The following is a 21,596-nucleotide window of genomic DNA, read 5'->3' on the forward strand; positions in this document are numbered from 1 at the left end:
CATATAAAATCCACAAAAAAAGCCCTTTGCCCGATGCACGTACACTTCTTGTGTTCCATGCGGTAGGCAAGGGGCTTTCTCTCATTTACTTTTGTGCAACAGCAGCCTTTCTCAGTTCCTCTACAACCTGACCATCCACACTGCGGCTACCCAGATCACCGTGGAAAATCACACCTTGACGTGCACCGTGAAAATCCGATCCGCCCGTTGCGATAAGCCCGTAATGCGCCGCCATGGCAGTATATCGGCTCTCGGCCTCAGCATCATGATCCGAATGTCGCACCTCCAACCCTGCAGGCTTCGCCGCCTCTATTATGGAACGCACCAGTTCATCATTTCCATACAAGCCGGGGTGGGCCACTACAGGCACCCCTCCTGCTTCACGAATCCAGCTTATAGCCTCCGCAGGCTCTACACGAGGTACAGACACATATCCGGGTGCACCTTCTGCCAAGTAACGGTCAAATGCATCCCGCATATCCTTCGCGTAACCCTTTTGCACCAGCGTATCGGCCATATGTGGACGTCCAATGCTTTCATCCGGCCCCAGCGGTCTGCCCATCGTAGCCAACACCTCATCGAGCGTGATTTCCACGCCCAAGCTACGCAAGCGGCTCAAAATCAAATCATTACGAGTATCCCGCGCCTGTCTCAGTTTTTCCAACCGCTCCAAAAATACTTTATTACGGTAATCCATAAAATAACCTAATATATGAATATCTTTGCCGCCAGCACGTGTGCTGATTTCCACACCCGGCACCACAGTCATGCCTATGCGTCTTCCCTCCTCCAATGCTTCCTCCAGACCGGCCACCGTATCATGATCTGTGATAGCCACACCAGCCAGACCTTTTTCCTTTGCCCAGCGTACATTATCCGCAGGTGATTGCATACCATCAGATGCTTGAGTATGTGTATGCAGATCATATCGTTGTGAATTCATCGGTTCCTTCATTTCACAAATTCTCCTCCTCTTTCATCTCCACAAGCTTGTCCTGTGATTCCGCAAATACGTCCATTTCCTGGTCATGACGACGCAAGTAAGATAGAAAAGTAACTACTGGAATCGGCAACAACGCTGATTTCAGATGAATTGCATAAAATTCTCGTTTGAAGGTAATATCTGATAGGTTTACAATTTTCAACAATCCAAGTGCAACCTCATGTTTGACGGAAGAAGGTGACAGCATCGTAATCCCCAGCCCTGCTTCTACCGCTGATTTGACTGCTCCAGTGCTGCCCATCTCCATTACGATATCCAGTCGAGAAGCATCTGCACCACGACTTTTCAGCCCGTCTTCTATGACTTGTCGTGTACCAGAACCCTTTTCTCTGGCTACAAAAGGATGCTTGAATACATCTTCTAGCACTACTTTTTTAGCCTTAGCCAGCACATGTCCCGAAGGAACTATCAGCTTCAGTTCGTCCTGCATCACAGTTTCCACCACAATATCCGGGTGTTGAACTGGGGCCTCAATCAGCCCTAAATTCAATTGATGCTTTAGTATATCATCCATAATTTGAGTCGTATTCATTACATTCATGGCCATGCGTATGTGAGGGTACTCTTGACCAAACGGTCCCAGCATTCTTGGTACAATATACTCACCAATCGTTAGGCTGGCGCCTATATGCAATCTTCCCTCCAGCATGTGAGTAAAAGCAGACATCGCCTCGTCAGCTTCCCTGATCAGTTCCATACTTTTTTTCGCAAAAGGCAGTAATGTCGCTCCTGCCTCTGAAAGTTCAATTTTTTTAGTCGATCGGTGCAGTAGCTTCGTGCCAAAATAATCTTCCAAAGACTGAATTTGCATCGTTACCGCCGGTTGCGTCATATGCAGCGCTTGCGCCGCCGCCGAAAAGCTTCCGCGCTCCGCTACGGTATAAAAAATGTGCAGCTGATGAAAGTTCATACAGACAGCCCTCTCCCCTCTGATCTCTTTATCTTAACATAAGAAAAACGTCTGGCGAACAATTTCCGAGTAAACTTACCGAATTGGGGAGTTATATGCTTTGCAAAACAAAAAAGCATGCAGCTGATAACTGCATACTTCTATTCAAGTTCGACGGTGTCAATGAGCAGGCTTTCTAATGGAACCGCTCGCCAAATCACCGTTTATTTTTGCTTACGAGTACTTTTCATCAGTGTCATGCGCCGCGAATGGCGCAGCCACGAATAGTAGGACTTCAAGTCCCTTAATTCGATCGTCTCCGACATCCGGCCCAAAAAGGTAATGATAATCATCTTATGAAGCGGATTTCCTGCTATGTCCATCTCACCTGGCAATTCACCAAATTCGGCGACAACGACCAGATCACCATCAATTAAATATACATCCTCTTCATTATGATAATAGGACTCCATCCTGTTTTGCTTTAGGCACTCCCAAAGCCAGGCGGCGATATGATTCGTCTCGGACTGTTTCTGCTCTACCCGATCTAAATAACGTGTTTTCGCATGATTGGTAATCACGATATCGGCGACTTTCTTATCGCCCATCTCCACGTAGAACGGTTCGTATGTACTCCATCGCTGCATTGCCTTGTCACGCACGGGATCACTCTCCCCACCAGATAGGTCTTTATATCTACCAATATATTCATATGTTACCTCAACAGACCCGGGACTACAAGTTACAAAATTGAAGTATATGGGTGTTTTTAAAAGATTTTTTAGGTCTAATAGCATTAAGATCGGTATGCAAAAGTCCTGACTTCACAAAAAAAGCCAGCCCGTAGGCTGACCTTTTTTGAGAAAATTACGATGTATAGACAATTAAAGCTTATATTTCATATTCCTTCATCTTTTCCTTATCGTCGTTGTACTCCGTCCTAATTTCGTTTCGGAAAGAGCGCTCAACCTTACGTACATAGGAAAGTCTGCGAATATTTTTAACGGTGTCCTCTGCTCGATCCGCATTCATATATATAACTACATATTGCATACGCTTTGAAATATAGTGGACATTTCCGTATTTCTCCAGATTGCGGGCAGCCTTGATATCGCTTACCCAAATGATGTACCCTGTCCGCTCGGCAAACATTCGCTTCATCTCCTCTCCGTATCATTCCTATGGCCTATCCGCAGGAGCATTTCCCTCCGCTGCCGCATCCGCCCTTTTTCACATTCGGATCGTTGCTCGGCACCTTAATGGTCTCGGACACAGAATATGCAATCGTTTCAGACATGGCATGAAGCATATCATCCAGCGCCTTTTCTGCCCGCTTGAACTCCCTAACCGCCTCAAATTGTTCCAGTTCCAGTTCAACCGCCTGCACTGCGTCCTTCGCTTCATGGTAGTTTGGATGAAAATGCCCAAAACGCTCTGTTTCAGCGAAAAGCTCCTTTTTGGCATCCAGCTTGCGTACACACGCCTGAATAGACGGGTCCGCTTCCACACGCTGCTTCCAATATAAATAATCCGATACCTCGAAGGACCGGTTGACCATATCGCCCAATTCATAGGCGTTAATAAGCACTTCTGCCATATTGACCGTGTTTAACTCGGCTACGCTCATGAATGTCATCTCGCTTTATATAAAGTTCTACCCAATATAAGTAGACTCATTTATCATACCACATCCTTCTTTTGAGAAGAAGGAGTTTCATGCACTTCCTGACACTACGATGTAAAAGGAACCAACAGCCTCATATCAGACCAATCACTTGGCCGCAAAGTCACACGAGAAGGTGTTTCCTCAGCCGATTCTGAGGCGTACCAGCCTGTGACACTCCAGGGATCGCCGGAAAGCACCGATTCGGGTATCCATTTAACCTCTTTCCCATCCATTCGCAGTCCCACCGCCGCCTGCCAACGGATCGCTTGCTCAATCAACTGCCTGGAAGTGGAAGCATGGTAACTCCTCCATTCTTTTATCCATGAAGACGGTACTGCAGATTTTTCTGGAAAATAGTCAGACGGATCAGGCAGCGTGTGCTCTTGTTCATAAAAATGCAACGTGCGCCCGGTATAAACCAGACCTGCTCTTCCCTCTTGCGAAAATAGGAAGCGACCTGCATCTAGGTTCTCCGTCTCCGTCAACAGTGGATAATGATGAGCTGGTTCATCCACACTTTCCGGCTCAAGCCGCGGACTTAATCCTATTGCAGCGAGCGCTTTTCGTATTTTGTTAGTAGAGCGTGCCGGAATAATAAAGTCTTTATCACCGAGTCGCTCCAGTAATCCTTCAAGTGCAGGATGACGTGCAACCATGTCCGCATCGTCCCGAGTACCGCATCGCAAAAGGGTTACCGTGGCAAAGGCCGTTCGTCCGACATCGCCTGCCCACTGCTCTACCGCCAGCCGTACATGTTCAGGCACACCTGTCCGGCTGTACTTGTCCAAAAGAGCAGGAATTGCTTTGGCCTCCATGCCGAGATCGATTGCCTCTGTAATACTCTCTCTGGTGATTCGATATACTACCATCCGGTCTCCTGTCACTCGTTCACAGCAGCACTCCAATCGCCAGCGCACATCATATGCGACATCTGGCGGAACTAATATTTCGAAATCAGGCTGCACATAAAAGGCACCTTGTTCTTGGCATGTTTCCTCGTCATCATGGAGATGGAGCAGATCTGTCACAGATACATTCCAGCGATAACACAGTTCGCCTGATGCGGTCTGCCCCCAATCCCCCATTCCAAAAGCAGCTAGAGCCATCAACCAACCTTTGATCTCTCTCATAAAAGGTTCACTGAAATTAACATCAGATCTTCTTTCATCCGCAAGCACTTCGAGATTTGTGATTACAGGAACAATGTCTATAAGGGTACTGTTCATAAAATCTTTTCCACTTGAACTATCCAGCGAGATTAAACCTACCTGGTGCATCCATTGCAGCAAACATTGAATAGATATCCATCTATCTGTTCCTACATGCTGCGAGACGGCACACAGCAAATAGCGGAAATGCTGCATGGACGCTTCAGCCTTGCCGTACCTTTCCATCAAGGTGGCAAAAATATGCTTGCGCATTTGTCCAGCAGACAACCGAATCCATGTCGCCAGTTCCGCTTCCTGAATGCGAAGAGATACCGTTTCTTTTACTAATAGCCCCAAGCTGAGTAGTAAATCGATCATGACCACCGTTTGTACGGGATACAGCTCAGCATGCGCATAATGCAACCCAAGTCCCTCCAGATCCTCCGAGTGAAAGGGTGTCAGTTCACTTAATTTTTGCAATGACCGCTTATGTAAGGTTCCTTTGGCCGTCAAAGGAACTCCCTGTATAGCTATATGTGACAACACATGCAGCAACTCTGACTCCAATCCTGTCATTGCTTCATGTACCGTTAATGGATGATCTGTATGTATCTTGTTGATCGGAGTTTGCTGTAACAACATATCGTACAGAGCAGGTAGCCGATCAACCGGAATATATATAATCCGTTCACCCCACGATTTGGTGACTGCCTCCAGCCACCCCCGAGTGCGAAGCCCATGCAGTGCCAGTCTTGTTTCGACTCCACTCAAGGTACCTCGGGTAAGCTGCATAGGCTCCTCTTCCTTCATAGGCTGTGCCGCATACCGGATAAAGCATCGTCTAAGCACCAGCAGCTCATCCGCTGAAAGCTCATTCCAGTTGGCTTGCGTACTCGTTATGTCCATCCTTGATTAGGCCTCCTTTTTCTTTCCGTCATCTTCTATCTCATCCTTCTGGCTTCTGCCAGCCATCATCCCATCAAACCTGCGAATCGCATATTCATAGCCCTGTTCAATCAGAAACAGCTGACGACGTGCTGCAAAATCCGTCTCTTTACTGTTCTCCGTCACTAATGCATAAAAATAAGCTTTATTCTCGCCTGCCTTTGGTCGTAAAATGCGGCCAAGTCGCTGCGCCTCTTCCTGACGGGAGCCAAAACTGCCCGACACCTCTATCGCTACTGCTGCATCCGGCAAATCGACTGCAAAGTTTGCTACCTTGGACACTAATAAGGTTTGAATATTACCCTTGCGAAACGCATCGAACCAACGTACCCGTTCGCTTTGAGTCATGGAACCAGTGATCAGTGGGACGTCCAGTTCCTGAGCCAATTTACGTAACTGGTCTAAATATTGACCAATAATTAGTGTTGGTATTCCCTTGTGTTGCTGCAGCAGACTGCGTACAGCCTCCAGCTTAGCCGGATTTTCCGCTGCAATTCGGTATTGCTGTCTGCCTTCAGCGCGCATACTTCGCTCTAGAAGTTCAGTGGTCATGGGCAAACGCAGCTCTACACACTCAACCTGAGCGATCCAGCCCTGTCGCTCCAGTTCCTTCCACGGCATATCGTACCGTTTAGGTCCAATTAAAGAGAACACATCCCGCTCACACCCGTCCTCTCGAACCAGCGTAGCTGTTAGTCCCAAACGGCGGGTAGCCTGAATGTCAGCTGTCGCCCGAAATACTGGCGCAGGCAGCAAATGGACCTCATCGTAAATGATGAGTCCCCACTTCCGCTCACTCAGCAGCTTCATATGTTCAAACTCTCCGTCTTTGGTGCGACGATGTGTCAAAATCTGGTAGGTTGCCACCGTAATCGGTCGCACCTCCTTTTTCTGACCACTGTATTCCCCGATAGAATCGGCCGGAATATTCGTCTTTTGCTTTAATTCTTCAATCCATTGCCGCACGGAAATAGTATTAGAAGTTAAAATAAGCACTTCGCACTGAAATCGATTCATCACTGCCATACCGATCACCGTTTTTCCAGCTCCGCATGGGAGCACCAGTACACCACTCCCCCCTAAGCCGTCTGCGCCTTCAAATGCATCAGCAGCTTTCACCTGATAATCACGAAGCTGCAACTCCGTTTGCCCCTTTCCTAAAGTAAAACGAAGCAGACTCCCCTCAAGATAACCCGCCGTATCTACAACGGGATATCCCAAGCGAGTTAATTCCTGTTTGAGCAAGCCGCGGTTTTCGGACGGTACGGAGGCGCTTGTCTCATTGATGCGAAGCAAACCAAGCTGTTGTAGCTCTTTCTTGTTTAATAGCTCATCCAGTAGGGTTGGATTCTCTGCTGCCAAGATCAAGTGATCACCTATGGTGTAGGTGTTGGTGGCTTTTCCCGTCTTTGTACCTCGGTTTGACTTATGCTCATCACGGTACGTGTCAATCGTATGTGTGCCGTAATTTTGTTCTTCTTTTTCACTCGCGCGTGACAGCGTCAATGTCCCATACCTAGAAACAAGCTGTTCAATATCCTTCAACAAATCACGCGGAATATCCCAACGGGACATAGAATGCAAACTATTTTGAATGTCCTCAGCACTCCACCCGAGCGCGGCTGCGTTCCAGAGCGACAACGGAGTGATGCGATATGTATGAAAAGCGGATGGGCTTTTTACCAACTCCGCATAAATCTGCAACTGTGAGCGAGCCCATTCGGAATTAGGCAGACCCATTTCCAGCAACACAGTAAAATCACGTTGTACAATACAAGGATGATCTGGATTCATGACTACCTCCTGACACTCAAAGTTCTATACTAAATAGCTTATCCGTTTATTCGCAGATCAACCGGAATAGCAAGGAGTTCAACCCATACTTGGGTTGAACTCCTGTTCAAAAGCTCGGGATAAAGGCCATCCCAAACCGCTTTTACTTTTCTAGTGAACCTGCTCGGAAATTTGGCTAAGCGCCTCTCCAGCATTGTCTGCAAAAATATTACGAACAGCCAAATCCCCGATCGAAACAATCCCGATCAGGCGATCTCCTTCAGTAACAGGCAAGCGACGAATTTGCTGCTCTGCCATCAATTCAGCTGCTTGGTCCACTGACATGTCTGCACTAGCTGTACGAATACCTGTTGTCATTACTGTATCCACCGAACCAGAACCAGAGTTTTTAGCCGCATAGCCGCGAATAACAAGGTCACGGTCTGTTACCACACCGATCAACTTGTCACTGCCTTCGCTTTCCACAACCGGGATAAAGCCGGTATCATTGTCTTTCATTTTGACCGCTACTTCGTAAATATTGTCCTGCGGGGTAACTGTTACACATTTTTTAGTCATAACTTCCTGAACCTTTTTCATGGGTATCCCTCCTTTTCAAGAGTAGGGTACCCCATTTCATTCAGCTCATACTCCAGATTGGGCCGTTCCCAATTTTACTTGTATTAGCCGTTAACTGCCTCTTCTTTTCGATCAGCAGCATACCCGGTAGACATGGCAATAAACAGACGAACTGCGTTGATCATGGCATCCTCATCAAAATCAAATTTTGGATGGTGATGCGGATAAATTGCACCTTTAGCGGGATTACCTGCCCCCACGAACATAAAACAACCTGGTACACGTTCCAAATAATACGCAAAATCCTCGGCAGGCATCAGTTTTGACGCTTCCTGGACATTCCCTTCGCCGAACACAGACTTTGCTTCTTTAAAAAAGCGAGAAGCTTCCTGGGCATCATTGACAACCGGCGGGTATCCCATAATATAACGAATCTGTGCTGTGGTACCATATGTTGCTGCCGTGAGCTCAGTTACCTGATGCAGCCGCGCCTTCATGACTGTCCGAGTCTGCTCATCAAACGTACGAACTGTTCCACTCAAGCGACAAGTTTCCGCAATTACATTTTGCGCAAAGCCCCCTTGGATGGTTCCCACCGTCAACACAGCAGGCCGTAAAGGGTCGACTGAACGGCTTACGATACTTTGCAGTTGCATCACGAGAGCTGAACCTGCCACCACACTATCATTAGTGGACTGGGGCATACCACCATGCCCACCCTTACCTGTAATTTCAATATAAAAATCGTCGGCCGCCGCCATCAACGGTCCTGCACAACTCGCAGCGGTCCCAACCGGAAAGGGTGTCCATAAATGAATGCCATAAATAACATCCACACCTTCCAGTACACCATCCTTGATTACATGGACTGCACCCCCAGGCAGCAATTCCTCCGCAGGTTGGAACAAAAACCGGATTTCTCCTTCCAGCTCATCGCGGTTCAGACTGTAATAGTATGCTGTCCCAAGCAAAACAGACGTATGTCCGTCATGTCCGCAAGCATGCATGGCCCCATCCACGCTGGAGCGATATTCACATTCCTTTTCATCCTGAATCGGAAGAGCGTCCATATCAGCACGCAACATAACCACAGGTCCAGGTTTGGCACCACGAATCGTGCCTACAACACCGTGTCCTCCTACCTGTCGGCGAACCTCTACTCCCCAGCTCTCTAGCTTATCCGCTACAAAAGCGGCTGTTTTGCTTTCCTGAAAAGAAATTTCGGGATTCTTATGTAAGTGTCTACGCCACTCCACCATATTATTTTGTAATTGATCGAACCAAGTCTGGTCCATCCCCTGCTGTGTCATTATGCTCCACCTCTCCTTTTTAACACGTCGATAAATTCCCGATCAATCATGCAGCTTTACCATATATGCGCCGTTTCTCTCAAATCTTTATTTTTATCTATTGTAGCAGATATGGAATTGTTGTGATATCTGTTGCCCCAGATGGTTGCAGAAGCCTATCAAACATACTATGATAAAATGGATAAACGATAAAATGATAAACGTCTGCGAGGAATATTCCTTGCGGCGAATACCGGGGGAAGCTGATATGAGAAATACGAAGCCGGAGACTCGAAGAAGAGGGACACCGGATTTCCAATTGCTGATCCTCACTTTGTTGCTGGTTGGATTCGGTGTAATCATGGTATTTAGCTCCAGCTCCAGCGTAGCTCTGCTGAATAAAGAATATAATTTTGACTCTTTATATTTTGTAAAGCGTCAGTCTGCATTTGCTGTACTTGGACTATTTATTATGTTGGTAGCTATGAATATTAAAATGGAAAAATATAAAAAGCTCTTTGTGCCTTTATTTTTCATAACTATATTACTGCTCATCATCGTTCTTTTTACAGGCTCACTTAACGGCGCAAAAAGTTGGCTCAGATTTGGTAGTGTTGGCTTTCAGCCAACGGAACTCGCGAAAATCTCCATTATTCTTTACTTATCCGCACTGATTGTCAAAAAAGGAGATCGATTTAGAGATTTGCGGACTGGCTACATACCTGTAACGGTCATTGTAGGCTTTGTTGCAGGACTCATCATGCTTCAACCGGATTTAGGCTCCTGCTTTATTTTGGTAGCCACCAGTGGCCTGATTATTTATTCCGGGGGAGCCAGCGTCAAGCACATTACGGCATCCATCATCCTGCTTGTGCTAGGTGCTTCCATCGTATTTGGTATTGGATCATTGTTTGGAGGAGATTCCGACAGCGCAAATGGGCAAGCCACTGCTGCCAAACAAGATTATAAAATTGGACGCTTTCAAGCTTTTCTTAATCCTGAAAAGTACAGACAAGGAACGGGATACAATCTGGTACAGTCCTTGCAAGCTATTGGCGAGGGCGGCATAAGCGGATCAGGATTTGGGAAAGGCATTATCAAGCTTCATTATCTGCCCAATTCGTTTAATGATTTTATCTTTTCTGTCATTGGTGAAGAGTTTGGATTTATCGGAACAGCTATTTTTCTGATGCTATATTTGTATTTCATTTGGCGAGGCATGATCATTGCTCTACGTTGTCATGATCCGTTCGGAACGTTGGTGGGCACTGGTATCATGGGTTTGATCGCCATTCAGGCCTTCATTAATATCGGCGGGGTAACCCAAACCATTCCAATCACAGGTGTAACGCTTCCGTTTATTAGCTTTGGTGGCTCCTCCCTGCTTGTCATGATGTTTTCCATGGGCATCATGCTCAGTATTTCTCGTGAGAACACCAAACAAGCTGTGCAGGAACGCACTACAGGGGTAGCTGTCCGTAATGAAGTTCCCAATCGCTTTCAAGCTCGTAGAACCAACCGTTATCGCTAAAAAAAGAACTTCCATCTGACCACTAATACGGTGGCATTGGAAGTTCTTTTTTTGTCTATGCATATGTATAAGTATATAACTACGTGTCCGTCTGCAAAATGTTATATAGCAGATTCATAAAACGAAAACTGGCGTTTTATAACCACCAGTTTTCGTGTTCTTATTCGGATTATCGCAGGGCCCCCTGCGCCATTGTTTAAAAAATGTAAATTTACGTATGGTGGTCAATTACACCGCGTCGTCCTTGAAGGCGACACCCTCCACTTTTACGTTCACTTCCACGACCCGCAAACCCGTCATGCTTTCGACGGCTTCTCGCACATTTTGCTGAAGAATTCGGGACACCTCATGAATAGGTGTTTCGTAGAGCACGATAATACGTAGATCAATGGCAGCTTCCAGTTGTCCAACCTCCACTGATACGCCCTTTTGCACATTTTTACCGCTCAGCCTTTTCGCCCAGCCTTCCGATAAGCCGCCTGACATTGCAGCAATGCCTGGTGTCTCTAATGCGGCCATCCCGGCAATTTTTCCTACGACATCGTTGGAAATCTTGATGTTTCCTGCTTCCAGTTGTTGAATTTGCTCTGCCATGACCTATGTCCCCCTTCATCCATCCTTTATTTGTATTGTAAAGCCTTAGCCACACCAAATGCAAACCTTACATATAAAAAACATCGTTCGTTTACAACCTATAACGTTTTGGGTATATTAATTTAGAAAATCCATACAAGTGACAGTATTCGCCAAACTTGTACACAACTATTGATATCGAGGTGCTCTTCATTGAAAAAATGGTTGTCTCCCGCTTTGCTTATAGTGACATTTGCTCTTAGCGCAATCGCTCATTACACACATTGGAATGCCATAGCCCAATTTCTCATTTGTTCGATTTCTGTTGTATTCGTAGCCGGTTTTCTCGGTAGGGCAACTGAAAGTGTCGCGCATTATGCTGGCCAACGTTTAGGCGGATTCTTAAATGCCACCTTTGGTAACGCAGCCGAACTAATCATCGCCATCTTTCTTGTCAAAGAAGGTCTTTACGATATGGTAAAGGCCAGCCTTACTGGTTCGATCATCGGTAATCTACTGCTGGTGCTCGGAGCAAGTCTGTTTGCTGGCGGTTTGAAATACAAAGTACAAAATTTCAATATATCACTAGCTGGTTTAAGCGGCTCCCTGATGATTGTGGCTGTTATTGCCTTGTTTGTTCCCGCTGTCTTTCTGAACACACACGTGATCACAGATAGCGAATCAGATAAACTCAGCCTTATTGTTGCAGGCACGCTCATTGTCGCGTATATTGCGTGGCTTATTTTTTCTATGATTACGCATAAGGACTATTTAGCTGACGTAACCGAACAGGAAGATCAGGAGTTACCGCATGAACATGCTCCTGTATGGTCTAGAAATAAATCTATTGCCTATTTGGTACTCGCGACCGTTATGGTCGCTTTTGTCAGCGAATGGCTGGTAGGTACACTGGAAGTATTCACAGCCCAATATGGACTCAGCGAATTGTTCGTAGGTGCATTCCTTGTTGCTATTATTGGTAATGCGGCTGAACATAGCGCTGCCATTTTAATGGCCATGAAGAACAAAATCGGTGCATCTGTAGAGATTGCAGTCGGCAGCAGTTTGCAAATTGCCCTATTCGTTGCCCCTGTGCTGATTTTTGTCAGTTACTTTATGGGAAACACGATGAATATCGTTTTCACCACCATTGAACTGGTAGCGATTGCTGTCGCTGTATTTATTGCCAAATCCATCACCCAGGACGGCTCAACCAACTGGTATGAGGGACTCATGCTGCTGGTGGTGTATGTATTGTTAGGGGTATCTTTCTTCCTTGTGTAGCTTCCAAGTGTTAAAAGTTTCATTTAATTTCTGATCACTGTGCCCTTGAATTTTTAAACGATATAGCACCTTAAGCTTTTAAAATTCAGGGGCAAAGGTGACGTAAAGCGACTCTCGTCCCCTTATTAAAAAATGGCATCAAAAAAAGCATGCTCTCAAACTTCGCATGCTCTCATCAATTAAACCGTCTTCCTAATTAGCCTTATTATTCATGGCCTCATATAGAATAGCCAGATTGCGTTCCAGCTCACTGACCAGCTGTTTACCTACCATTTCCGGAAGAAGTCCGGCGCGAACCGCAAAATCCACTTCCTTGGAAAATCCGTACATCTGAGTATCCAGCACTTCCTCATAGAGAGGGCAATAACGGGTTGCCAGATTCTCCATCTGTACTTCAATAAGCTTCTTTATTTTATCTGCATCTTCCTGAAGCAGATTAATCGCCTTGATATTCAATTGTTCCTGCAAATCAGATGAAGTCATGGATTCTTCCCCCCTATGTCTCAATGTCGCACAAGACGTCCTAACCTTAATATTAGACCAAATTGCAGGCTAATACAAGAACCTGACAAAAAAAGCATCCCTACAGTTACAGGTAGGGATGCTTTTGCTTCCTCAATAAATTAGGTGGCTACTGAAATGTGCAGTCCGTGCTTCTGGAACACCTCAACAATCGCTTTTTTGGCTTCCTCGGCGTCAGGCCCATGAACGTGCAGTTCATAGCTGTGACTGCTGACCAAGGTCGTAAACAAGCCCAGTATACTTTTCACATCAATATACTTATTTTCGGAATGAAGGACGATGGAAGAAGTGAATTTGCTCGCCGTCTGTGCAATTTCAACAACCGCCGCATTATTGTTGGACATAGTGTGATCCCTCGCTTTACTGGATTGTCATGTATTAATGCTCATTCATAATGATACATTGAAATCGCTTTCTCAGCAAGAACAGATATCGTTATTTCAAGTTTTCAGGATTTAACGGCTCCAGCTCAGGCAGCACAAAAATGCCATCCTTACGGATCAAAACATCATCAAAATAAATTTCACCGCCACCATATTCCGGACGCTGAATCAATACCAAATCCCAATGAATTGAAGAGCGGTTACCATTATCCGCGGTTTCATAAGCTTGACCTGGTGTAAAATGCAAGCTGCCAGCAATTTTCTCATCAAACAGGATGTCCTTCATGGGATGTAAAATGTGCGGGTTAAACCCGATAGCAAACTCGCCAATGTAGCGTGCTCCCTCATCAGAATCGAGAATATCATTTAACCGCTTGGTATCGTTGCTTGTCGCTTCCACGATTTTACCATTTTCAAAACGGAATTTAACATTCTCGAAGGTAATTCCATTATACAGAGTTTGTGCATTATAGCTAATGGTTCCATTAACTGAATCGCGTACAGGCGCAGTGTAAACCTCGCCATCCGGAATATTGCATTGACCCGAACACTTAACGGCTCCGATTTGCTTGATCGAGAAGCTCAGGTCTGTACCTGGACCACTAATTCGTACTTTGTCTGTCCGGTTCATCAGGTCTGCCAATGCATCTTGAGCTCTGTCCATTTTCGCGTAATCCAGATTACATACATCGAAATAAAAATCTTCGAATGCCTCAGTGCTGATGTTGGCCAATTGAGCCATACTATCATTTGGATAACGCAGCACTACCCATTTTGTGTGTTTCACACGTTGTTCGCTATGTACCGCATGCTGATAAATGGAATTATACATTTTCATTTTATCTTCCGGTACGTCTGACAGATCATTTACATTTTCGCCAGCACGAATTCCGATGTAACAATGCATTTGCTTCATCCGGTTGAGGTCAATTTCAGCCCAAGTCTCCAGCATTTCCTTTGTCGCATTGCGAAGCATAGCGCTTTGTACCTTACGGTCTGTAAGCTGAACAAAAACATTTCCGCCTTTTTTACCAACCTCATGAATAATGGCGTTAAGCAAGTCACGTTCTGTGCCAATCATTTCGATCAATACATTTTCTCCAGGCTGCACTTCAACAGAGTAACCTACCAGATTTTCTGCCAGCTTAAGTATTCTAGGATCCTTCATGTAGTGTCTCTCCTTCTTTATTCCACTCTTTTTTGAACAACGGTTAATTCGAATTCCATTGTATCACGCCCGCTCCGTTACTTGTAGTCCTCAAAAACAACTCTAGTGATCAGAGCCTCTTGATGCAACTCTTCACTCGTAACCTGTCGGGAAATCCGGCATTCGGATGACAGCTTTAAGGGTAAACCTGTTTGACGATCTATAGTTAAATGGTATACAGCCTGCACACTGGAATGCTCCAACTGGTTGTTCATATCCTCACAACTCTGCTTCCATACTTGGCTCAGCTTTTGTTGCAGTTCTCGGTTTGTTTCTGTATGCTGCATTTTTAATATCCCGATTTGAGGATTTATTGTATTCATTTCTTCCATTAAACGCTCCTTCAACCAACGCTTTGCCGAGGCAGGTTCTGGTTCAATCCTCACCACCCAAGTTCCACGGGCAGCTCCCTTTTCCATACGAATGCTCTTATTCAGTGTGTTTAATTCCTCAAGCTCCTGAATCGGATTGAAGCGATTCAACAACCCATTTTGAGCCATAGGAGCATCCCCAGATGTCAGCACAATCCATTTTCCCTTTTGACGAAGAAACCGTTCATGTGTAACACCAGACTCGGACTTATCTTTTTTCAGGGCTACATAGTCGCCTTGCTTACGGAAAGCCTCGGCCGATCCCCACTGCATGATCATTTCATCGTGATTTTGTAGCTTCCCGCGATATTTAAATTGTTTAGTCGTAGGCAGACCACCGTCAGCTCTAATTCCAGTTTGTCCTGTAAACGTTACCTTCTCCTTGCCAGCCATTCCTGCAACAGCTCTTCTAAAAATCTGCTCAGGAGTAGATTGTCGATCTAGTGCACAACCGCTTAACACACATACGATTAGAAACACACAGCAACCTCGCATAACCCATTGCTTTCTCCAACGCATACTATCATCCGTCCTATCCTAAACATGACTATACATCATGAGTAAAATGTTCTGTTCAGACCATTCCTGTAATAGCTACGTTTAGGATTACCTGTCTACAATCGGTTATGCAAGACAAAAAGAGAACATTCCTTAAGGAATATTCTCTACATATCGTCTGTATGATCAATAACTATTCGATTACGCCCTTCATTTTTCGCTTCATACAAGGCCATATCAGCTCTATAAAATAAAGATTCGATACTGATCTGCTCGTCCAGCCAGTTCCATTCGGCAATCCCGCAAGAAACAGTCACCTGAGGATCCGTTTCATGCTGCACACGGCAACGTATTATTTCTGCATACTCCAATGCCTGCTGAACCCCCAGCTGCGGCAGGTAAATAGCAAGCTCCTCTCCACCCCATCTGGCACATACATCCTCATCTCGGGTCGCTGAACGAACAATATTGCTGACGCTTTTTAAAATTTCGTCACCCGTCTGATGGCCATACGTATCATTCACCTGCTTGAATTGATCAATATCCACCAAAATAAGAGAGCCACAGAAATCCTTTTCCTGATGTTCCTGAATGATGCGGTCTACATAATGACGTACATACAAACCTGTTAACATGTCCATATTCGCCAGACGCCGCACCTCCGCATGCAGCATAGCATTGGTTACAGCCAGCCCGATATGAGGAGCTAGCATTTGCAGCATCTTGTAATTATCGTAAGAAAAAAAGTGTGGAAGCTTACTCGACAATAATATAACTCCTCTAGGGGTGCCCCTGTTCTTCATAGGCACTGCCATCAAAGACTGAGAACCCGTCGTATCCATAAACCGAGAGGATATCTTCCCATCCTTTCTATAATCTGACACAATGACGGGTTCTCCTGTTTTGCTTATCAATCCAGCAAATCCACCTTCACGAGGGTAACTCTCCAGCTTTAAACTTTCCACATTGCTTGACATAACCTTAAAGCAGCTTTCATCCTGATCCAATTGCACAATACAACAAAAGTCGGCCATGAACATTTTTAATAACTCCTGCACGGCAAACTCAAATATTTCATTTAATTTTAGGCTCTGATTTAAACGCTGAACCAGTTCATTAATGAGCCGCAATTCATGGATCAGTACATTCGATTGCTCCAACAGCTTTGCATTTTCAAATGCGGTGCCAGCTGTATCTGCCATCATTGCAATCAGCTCTACATCCACTTTTTCCATACTATCCGCACCTGCCGGAAGAATCATATGGAAAACACCGTATACGCCCTGCTTGCCACGTAACGGGATACCAATTTCAGTTATTTCATCATGTGGACCGGCAGGCTCACTCACAGCCATTTGCCCTTTCATAAATGCACGGACACATACATCCTCGTCTCGTTCATGCAGCAACAAAGGCTTGACCTGAGGATTTCGGCTGTGACGATCCTGACTCATATACAACGTAATATCCACATGGGGAAACAAATAGGCGATGCTTCCAAATACTTCATCTAGCACGCCTTCCACATCAATCTTGTCATGCATCCGTTTTACAATTTGAAATAAAATAGAGCGGCGTCTACCTTCACGTTCGCTCCGATTCTGCATGCCTAGGATATCTTCCATAAATATATACTCAAACTTCGAGTAAAAACAGGATCTAAAATGCAAAGAAGCCACTAACAATGCGTCCTGATTTGAGACAGAATGTTGAGCAGTCCGTGTAAAACGAAGAGCAGCAAAGGGCTCTCTCTTGTAATTGCGGCATAGTATGGGGACCATATATACAAATGCAAGGCTCCCATCTCGAAGTGTACGCTGGCTCACCTCCATCTCTCTAGATATGCAACAACGCTCGACCAATTCTAAATCTTCGTCATCATCCTCTTCCCTACCAGCAACCCGAACACCTGTAAAATTAAAAACAGCTGTACATTCTTCGCTGATCCAGGATATACCATTGCTCTGCTGTAACCAATTCCGATATCCTTGGACGAGAAGCTGATTAATATAGGGGTAATCATAGGGTGTCATATCCATGTTCTGGAGCCAGGCAAAAGACGTATATCCTTTATCATCAAACAGCGGAGCACCGCTAGCCTGAACTGTTTTACTGTCAAGCGTTTGCTGATCCGTTGTTGAAAATTCCGACATATTAAGGCGCTCCTTCACAGCAAAATTAGCTGTACCAAGACAGCGGCTATACACCACTATAGCTCATAATATGATCTATTTTACTCTCAACTTTAGAAATTTGCATCCATTTTTCAGAAATTCGTCCCACTTTTTTAGTTCTAAAGCCCTATCGACAAATTTTGACGTTTTCATTCTTTTTCTCTTCTTGACATTGACCCACTATTACATATAATATATATTATTGAAAAAGACTGTACGGCAGAACTATCTACTGTGCGGATCTTAAATTTTGGGCGTAACAGTTTGTGTCACCCTCATCTTATTTGTTGCTGACAGGACAGCGGCTGAACTTTTCTGTCAGTAGTGCGTCTTACCTTACTCGGTAGCGCCGAACAAATTGGAGCGCAAAGAGAGCCCCAACTCAAATTTTAATTATGAAGGAGTTAACTCTATAATGGCACGTTACACTGGTCCTAAATTTAAATTGAGCCGTCGTCTCGGTATTTCCCTGAGCGGCACAGGTAAAGAATTGAAACGCCCTTTCCCTCCGGGACAACATGGTGCAAACCAACGGAGAAAAATCAGTAACTACGGTATGCAGCTTCAAGAAAAACAAAAGCTGCGCCACATGTACGGTTTGGGTGAAAAACAATTCCGTACTCTGTTCAACAAAGCTCAACACATGCACGGTATCGCTGGTGAAAACTTTATGTTCTTGCTGGAAAGCCGCCTGGACAACCTTGTATTCCGTCTTGGCTTTGCTAATTCCCGTGCAGGCGCACGTCAATTGGTAGCTCATGGTCACGTTACTGTGAACGGCAAAAAAGTTGACATCGCTTCTTACCAAGTAAGCCCTGGCGACGTGATCGGTCTTCGTGAAAGAAGTCGTTCCCTGTCTTCCATCAAAGAAGCTTTGGAAAACCGTAACCACTTGGTAGCTTACCTGGAGTACAACGACGCAGCTCTGGAAGGTAAATACATCCGTTTGCCTGAGCGTGCAGAATTGTCCCAAGATATCGATGAAAAACAAATCGTCGAATTCTACAACCGCTAATCCTTGGATTAGCACTGAAAAGCACCCGAATACATTCGGGTGCTTTTTTATATCTCCCTCACCATCATGCCTGAGGGTTTACTCAATGGGGATAAATACCTTCATACTCAAATGATCAGGATAGGAATTCATGACGTCCGTAATTTCAAAGTCAGGCCCTTCCCTCCGTTCAAAATTAGAATTAGGAAGCCATGTGCCGTAGATGAAGTCTCGTATATTTTGAACACGTCCATTTGAACCTGAAGCGTCAAACTCAGCATACTTGCCTGCTGGAATCTCCATATATATGAAGCCCTCTTCCAGTTCTTCCGACTCTTTTTCAACTGCCTCACCCACCACAAATGAAAAAGCACCGTTGTCTTCAAATCGGCAGGCAATCCCATAGGACATTCCCGGTGCGATTTTATTCGGAATACACATGAAATATTCATTTGCCCCAAAGTGTTCATAAAATCCTGGAATTTCTTTATAGTGCTGCTCATTATTCAAATTTGTTTTATATTCATATCCTACAATTTTAGTCGCTTCGAGTTGCAGTATCACAGGCTTGTTCACATCTAATTCCCCCGTTATATTTTTTTGATAATCCAGAAAATTGATTTTGCTTTGGCCAGAAAGCTCAATATCACAGTTACGATATTTCCCAGGGGTAATCCCAAAACTTTTTTCAAAAGCACGGGTAAAAGCTTCTTGTGAGTTGTACTGATACTCAATAGCAATGTCCAATACCTTGTGATTGGATTGCTTTAGCCGTTTAGCCGCTTCAGACAACCTTCTCCTTCTTATATACTGTTGAACTGTAAAACCCGAAATGGCCTGAAAAACCCGTTGAAAATGAAAAGCTGAAAAGTAGGCTTGTGAAGCAATTTCCGTAATTTTTAAATCTTCCCGAAGATTCAATTCGATAAACTCAATCGCACACTGAATGCGTTTAAAATAGTCCATATAATCCTTCCCTGTACTTGTATTTATCTAGCCTACACCTAACATTGGGCAACCCACATATTCATTATGTAAAACTCTTTACCTACTTGTTTGATTATTTGTGCTAAGTTTACCATGGCTTTTCACTTGGTAGAAATAAAAAAAGCAGCACTGAGATACGAAATCAATCTCAACGCTGCTTTTAAATGTATTTTAATTATCCGAGCTTGATTTTAGCAAATTTCCGTTTACCTACCTGTACAATGTCGCCTTCCTGCGGCTTGTATGCTTCGTTCACATCGGTCCACTTCTCTTCGTTAATTTTGACCGAACCCTGCTGAATACTGCGCTTGGCCTCACCGTTAGATGCTGCAAAGCCTAGATGAGTCAGCAACTGGATTACACGAATGCCGCCTTCATCCAACTGATCTGCTGTTAGAGTGAATTCTTCAATATCATCAGGAAGCGCGCGTTGTTGGAATACAGTCACAAAATGCTGCTTGGCTGCTTCCGCCGCCTCTTCACCGTGGTACATGCGCACCAATGTTCCGGCCAGCTTCATTTTGGCATCACGCGGATGTACTGAACCCTCCTTAACACCTTTCGCCAGTTCTGCCAGTTCCTCATTGGTAATATCCGTTGCAAGTTCAAAATATTTCAGCATGAGCTCGTCAGGAACAGACATGGATTTACCGTAAATTTCATTTGGCTCCTCATCCACACCAATGTAGTTCCCCAAACTTTTACTCATCTTTTGAACGCCATCAAGACCTTCAAGCAGTGGTAACGTAATAGTCGCCTGCGGCTCCACTCCGTATTCTTTTTGCAGCGTTCTACCCATCAGCAGATTAAACTTCTGATCTGTCCCCCCCAACTCTATATCGCTTTGGAGAGCCACAGAGTCCATGCCCTGCATCAGCGGGTAAAAGAACTCATGAATGCTGATCGGCAAGCCGTTTTGGTACCGTTTGGTAAAATCATCTCGTTCCAACATACGGGCAACCGTTACTTTGGCAGACAGGGTTACCACATCCGCAAAAGACATCGGTCCTAACCACTCGGAATTGTAGTATACCTTTGTCTTTTCAGGATCGAGGATCTTAAAAATTTGCTCCTTGTACGTTTGTGCGTTGCGCTGAACATCTTCCTCAGTCAGTTGCTTGCGGGTCTCCGATTTACCTGTCGGATCACCAATTCTGCCTGTAAAATCCCCGATAATCAACTGCACTTGATGACCTAATTCCTGGAACTGGCGCAGTTTGTGCATAACAACTGTATGTCCGATGTGGATGTCGGGCGCTGACGGATCCAGACCGAGTTTAATTTTAAGCGGCTCGCCGCTAACAACCGATTTGATCACCTTACGCTTCAGCTCATCCTCAGGTACAATTTCCGCTACTCCACGGCGGATCACCTCTAGCTGTCGTTCTACCTCTGCCTGTTGCTCAGGCTTCAATTCTTCCCATTTCATCCTGAATTCCCCCTAAATTTTATCCAAAAATTACTATTAAACAAACCAAAAAGCCCCTTTCATCCCAAGGGACGAGAAGGAGCTGCTCGCGTTACCACCCTAATTAAAGAAACGTATGCCAAAATACAGACGCTTCTTTCACTTCATTCTAATAACGGGTCTACACCCGGTACCGGATTACTATAGGCAGCTTCGCAAACCTGCAAAAGCTTTCCATTCATCCAGACAGCTCCAGACGGTAATTCAAAGGTGGGACGCTACCGATTTGCACCACCCATCGGCTCTCTGTACAACGTGATTCCGCCTTCTACTGAAGTCTTTCTCTGCTTTTCACGATATTTACTTTGACCT

20 protein-coding genes and 1 other annotated feature are annotated in these 21,596 nt (G+C 45.1%); of the genes, 3 read left to right on the forward strand and 17 right to left on the reverse strand.

Annotated elements, in window-relative coordinates:
* Positions 1–85: 85 nt before the first annotated feature.
* The 9 genes from ACQQ6X_RS05705 to ACQQ6X_RS05745 all read right to left on the reverse strand — a co-directional run bounded on the left by ACQQ6X_RS05705 (position 86) and on the right by ACQQ6X_RS05745 (position 9,313).
* Positions 86–955, reverse strand: a complete 870-nt coding sequence (locus tag ACQQ6X_RS05705) for a PHP domain-containing protein (protein WP_305164551.1) — start codon at positions 953–955, stop codon at positions 86–88.
* A gap of 1 nt (position 956) precedes the next feature.
* The gene (locus ACQQ6X_RS05710; protein ID WP_305164552.1) at positions 957–1,913 is read right to left on the reverse strand and encodes a selenium metabolism-associated LysR family transcriptional regulator; all 957 of its coding nucleotides are present in this window, start codon (positions 1,911–1,913) and stop codon (positions 957–959) included.
* Between the two features lie 203 nt (positions 1,914–2,116).
* Positions 2,117–2,554: a hypothetical protein gene (locus ACQQ6X_RS05715; protein WP_013371860.1), complete on the reverse strand. Its 438-nt coding sequence runs from the start codon at positions 2,552–2,554 to the stop codon at positions 2,117–2,119.
* A 229-nt stretch (positions 2,555–2,783) separates the two neighbouring features.
* Entirely contained in the window at positions 2,784–3,044 is a 261-nt protein-coding gene (locus ACQQ6X_RS05720) for a YlbG family protein (protein WP_058710383.1), read from the reverse strand.
* Between the two features lie 34 nt (positions 3,045–3,078).
* The gene (locus ACQQ6X_RS05725) at positions 3,079–3,519 is read right to left on the reverse strand and encodes a YlbF family regulator (protein ID WP_305164553.1); all 441 of its coding nucleotides are present in this window, start codon (positions 3,517–3,519) and stop codon (positions 3,079–3,081) included.
* A gap of 104 nt (positions 3,520–3,623) precedes the next feature.
* Positions 3,624–5,612, reverse strand: a complete 1,989-nt coding sequence (locus ACQQ6X_RS05730) for a helicase-associated domain-containing protein (RefSeq protein ID WP_305164554.1) — start codon at positions 5,610–5,612, stop codon at positions 3,624–3,626.
* A 6-nt stretch (positions 5,613–5,618) separates the two neighbouring features.
* Complete coding sequence (locus ACQQ6X_RS05735; protein WP_305164555.1) at positions 5,619–7,445, reverse strand: DNA repair helicase XPB; 1,827 nt, start codon at positions 7,443–7,445, stop codon at positions 5,619–5,621.
* Positions 7,446–7,595: 150 nt separating this feature from the next.
* Entirely contained in the window at positions 7,596–8,024 is a 429-nt protein-coding gene (locus ACQQ6X_RS05740) for a CBS domain-containing protein (protein WP_142612190.1), read from the reverse strand.
* Between the two features lie 83 nt (positions 8,025–8,107).
* A complete protein-coding gene (locus tag ACQQ6X_RS05745; protein WP_305164556.1) occupies positions 8,108–9,313 on the reverse strand; it encodes a M20 family metallopeptidase in 1,206 nt (401 codons plus the stop codon).
* A gap of 247 nt (positions 9,314–9,560) precedes the next feature.
* Between ACQQ6X_RS05745 and ftsW the strand changes: the two genes are divergently transcribed.
* Positions 9,561–10,823: a putative lipid II flippase FtsW gene (gene ftsW / locus ACQQ6X_RS05750; protein ID WP_305164557.1), complete on the forward strand. Its 1,263-nt coding sequence runs from the start codon at positions 9,561–9,563 to the stop codon at positions 10,821–10,823.
* A gap of 228 nt (positions 10,824–11,051) precedes the next feature.
* On the opposite strand, the gene ACQQ6X_RS05755 is transcribed toward ftsW, so the two are convergent.
* Positions 11,052–11,417 (reverse strand): Asp23/Gls24 family envelope stress response protein, encoded by a 366-nt coding sequence (locus tag ACQQ6X_RS05755; RefSeq protein ID WP_013310912.1) that lies wholly within the window; start codon positions 11,415–11,417, stop codon positions 11,052–11,054.
* A 192-nt stretch (positions 11,418–11,609) separates the two neighbouring features.
* On the opposite strand from ACQQ6X_RS05755, the gene cax reads away from it, so the two are divergent.
* Entirely contained in the window at positions 11,610–12,680 is a 1,071-nt protein-coding gene (gene cax, locus ACQQ6X_RS05760) for a calcium/proton exchanger (RefSeq protein ID WP_305164558.1), read from the forward strand.
* A 192-nt stretch (positions 12,681–12,872) separates the two neighbouring features.
* Here cax and ACQQ6X_RS05765 read toward each other — a convergent pair whose 3' ends face one another.
* The 5 genes from ACQQ6X_RS05765 to ACQQ6X_RS05785 all read right to left on the reverse strand — a co-directional run bounded on the left by ACQQ6X_RS05765 (position 12,873) and on the right by ACQQ6X_RS05785 (position 17,814).
* Positions 12,873–13,163 carry a YlaN family protein gene (locus ACQQ6X_RS05765; RefSeq protein WP_007431028.1) on the reverse strand — a complete coding sequence of 97 codons (291 nt, stop codon included), beginning with the start codon at positions 13,161–13,163 and terminating at the stop codon, positions 12,873–12,875.
* Between the two features lie 140 nt (positions 13,164–13,303).
* The gene (locus ACQQ6X_RS05770; RefSeq protein ID WP_063213642.1) at positions 13,304–13,546 is read right to left on the reverse strand and encodes an HPr family phosphocarrier protein; all 243 of its coding nucleotides are present in this window, start codon (positions 13,544–13,546) and stop codon (positions 13,304–13,306) included.
* Positions 13,547–13,637: 91 nt separating this feature from the next.
* Positions 13,638–14,753 carry an aminopeptidase gene (locus tag ACQQ6X_RS05775; protein ID WP_064796298.1) on the reverse strand — a complete coding sequence of 372 codons (1,116 nt, stop codon included), beginning with the start codon at positions 14,751–14,753 and terminating at the stop codon, positions 13,638–13,640.
* A 77-nt stretch (positions 14,754–14,830) separates the two neighbouring features.
* Positions 14,831–15,658, reverse strand: a complete 828-nt coding sequence (locus ACQQ6X_RS05780) for a hypothetical protein (protein WP_305165060.1) — start codon at positions 15,656–15,658, stop codon at positions 14,831–14,833.
* Between the two features lie 170 nt (positions 15,659–15,828).
* Complete coding sequence (locus tag ACQQ6X_RS05785; RefSeq protein WP_305164559.1) at positions 15,829–17,814, reverse strand: sensor domain-containing diguanylate cyclase; 1,986 nt, start codon at positions 17,812–17,814, stop codon at positions 15,829–15,831.
* A gap of 436 nt (positions 17,815–18,250) precedes the next feature.
* On the opposite strand from ACQQ6X_RS05785, the gene rpsD reads away from it, so the two are divergent.
* On the forward strand, positions 18,251–18,850 hold the full coding sequence (gene rpsD, locus ACQQ6X_RS05790; protein ID WP_013371873.1) for a 30S ribosomal protein S4: 600 nt from the start codon (positions 18,251–18,253) through the stop codon (positions 18,848–18,850).
* Positions 18,851–18,928: 78 nt separating this feature from the next.
* Here rpsD and ACQQ6X_RS05795 read toward each other — a convergent pair whose 3' ends face one another.
* Both ACQQ6X_RS05795 and tyrS read right to left on the reverse strand, forming a co-directional pair.
* Positions 18,929–19,795 carry an AraC family transcriptional regulator gene (locus ACQQ6X_RS05795; protein ID WP_305164560.1) on the reverse strand — a complete coding sequence of 289 codons (867 nt, stop codon included), beginning with the start codon at positions 19,793–19,795 and terminating at the stop codon, positions 18,929–18,931.
* 196 nt (positions 19,796–19,991) lie between these two features.
* The gene (tyrS, locus tag ACQQ6X_RS05800) at positions 19,992–21,245 is read right to left on the reverse strand and encodes a tyrosine--tRNA ligase (RefSeq protein ID WP_305164561.1); all 1,254 of its coding nucleotides are present in this window, start codon (positions 21,243–21,245) and stop codon (positions 19,992–19,994) included.
* A gap of 64 nt (positions 21,246–21,309) precedes the next feature.
* Positions 21,310–21,578, reverse strand: a binding site (T-box leader).
* Positions 21,579–21,596 lie beyond the last annotated feature (18 nt).

The organism is Paenibacillus ottowii, from assembly GCF_050516475.1.
GTDB lineage: Bacteria > Bacillota > Bacilli > Paenibacillales > Paenibacillaceae > Paenibacillus > Paenibacillus ottowii.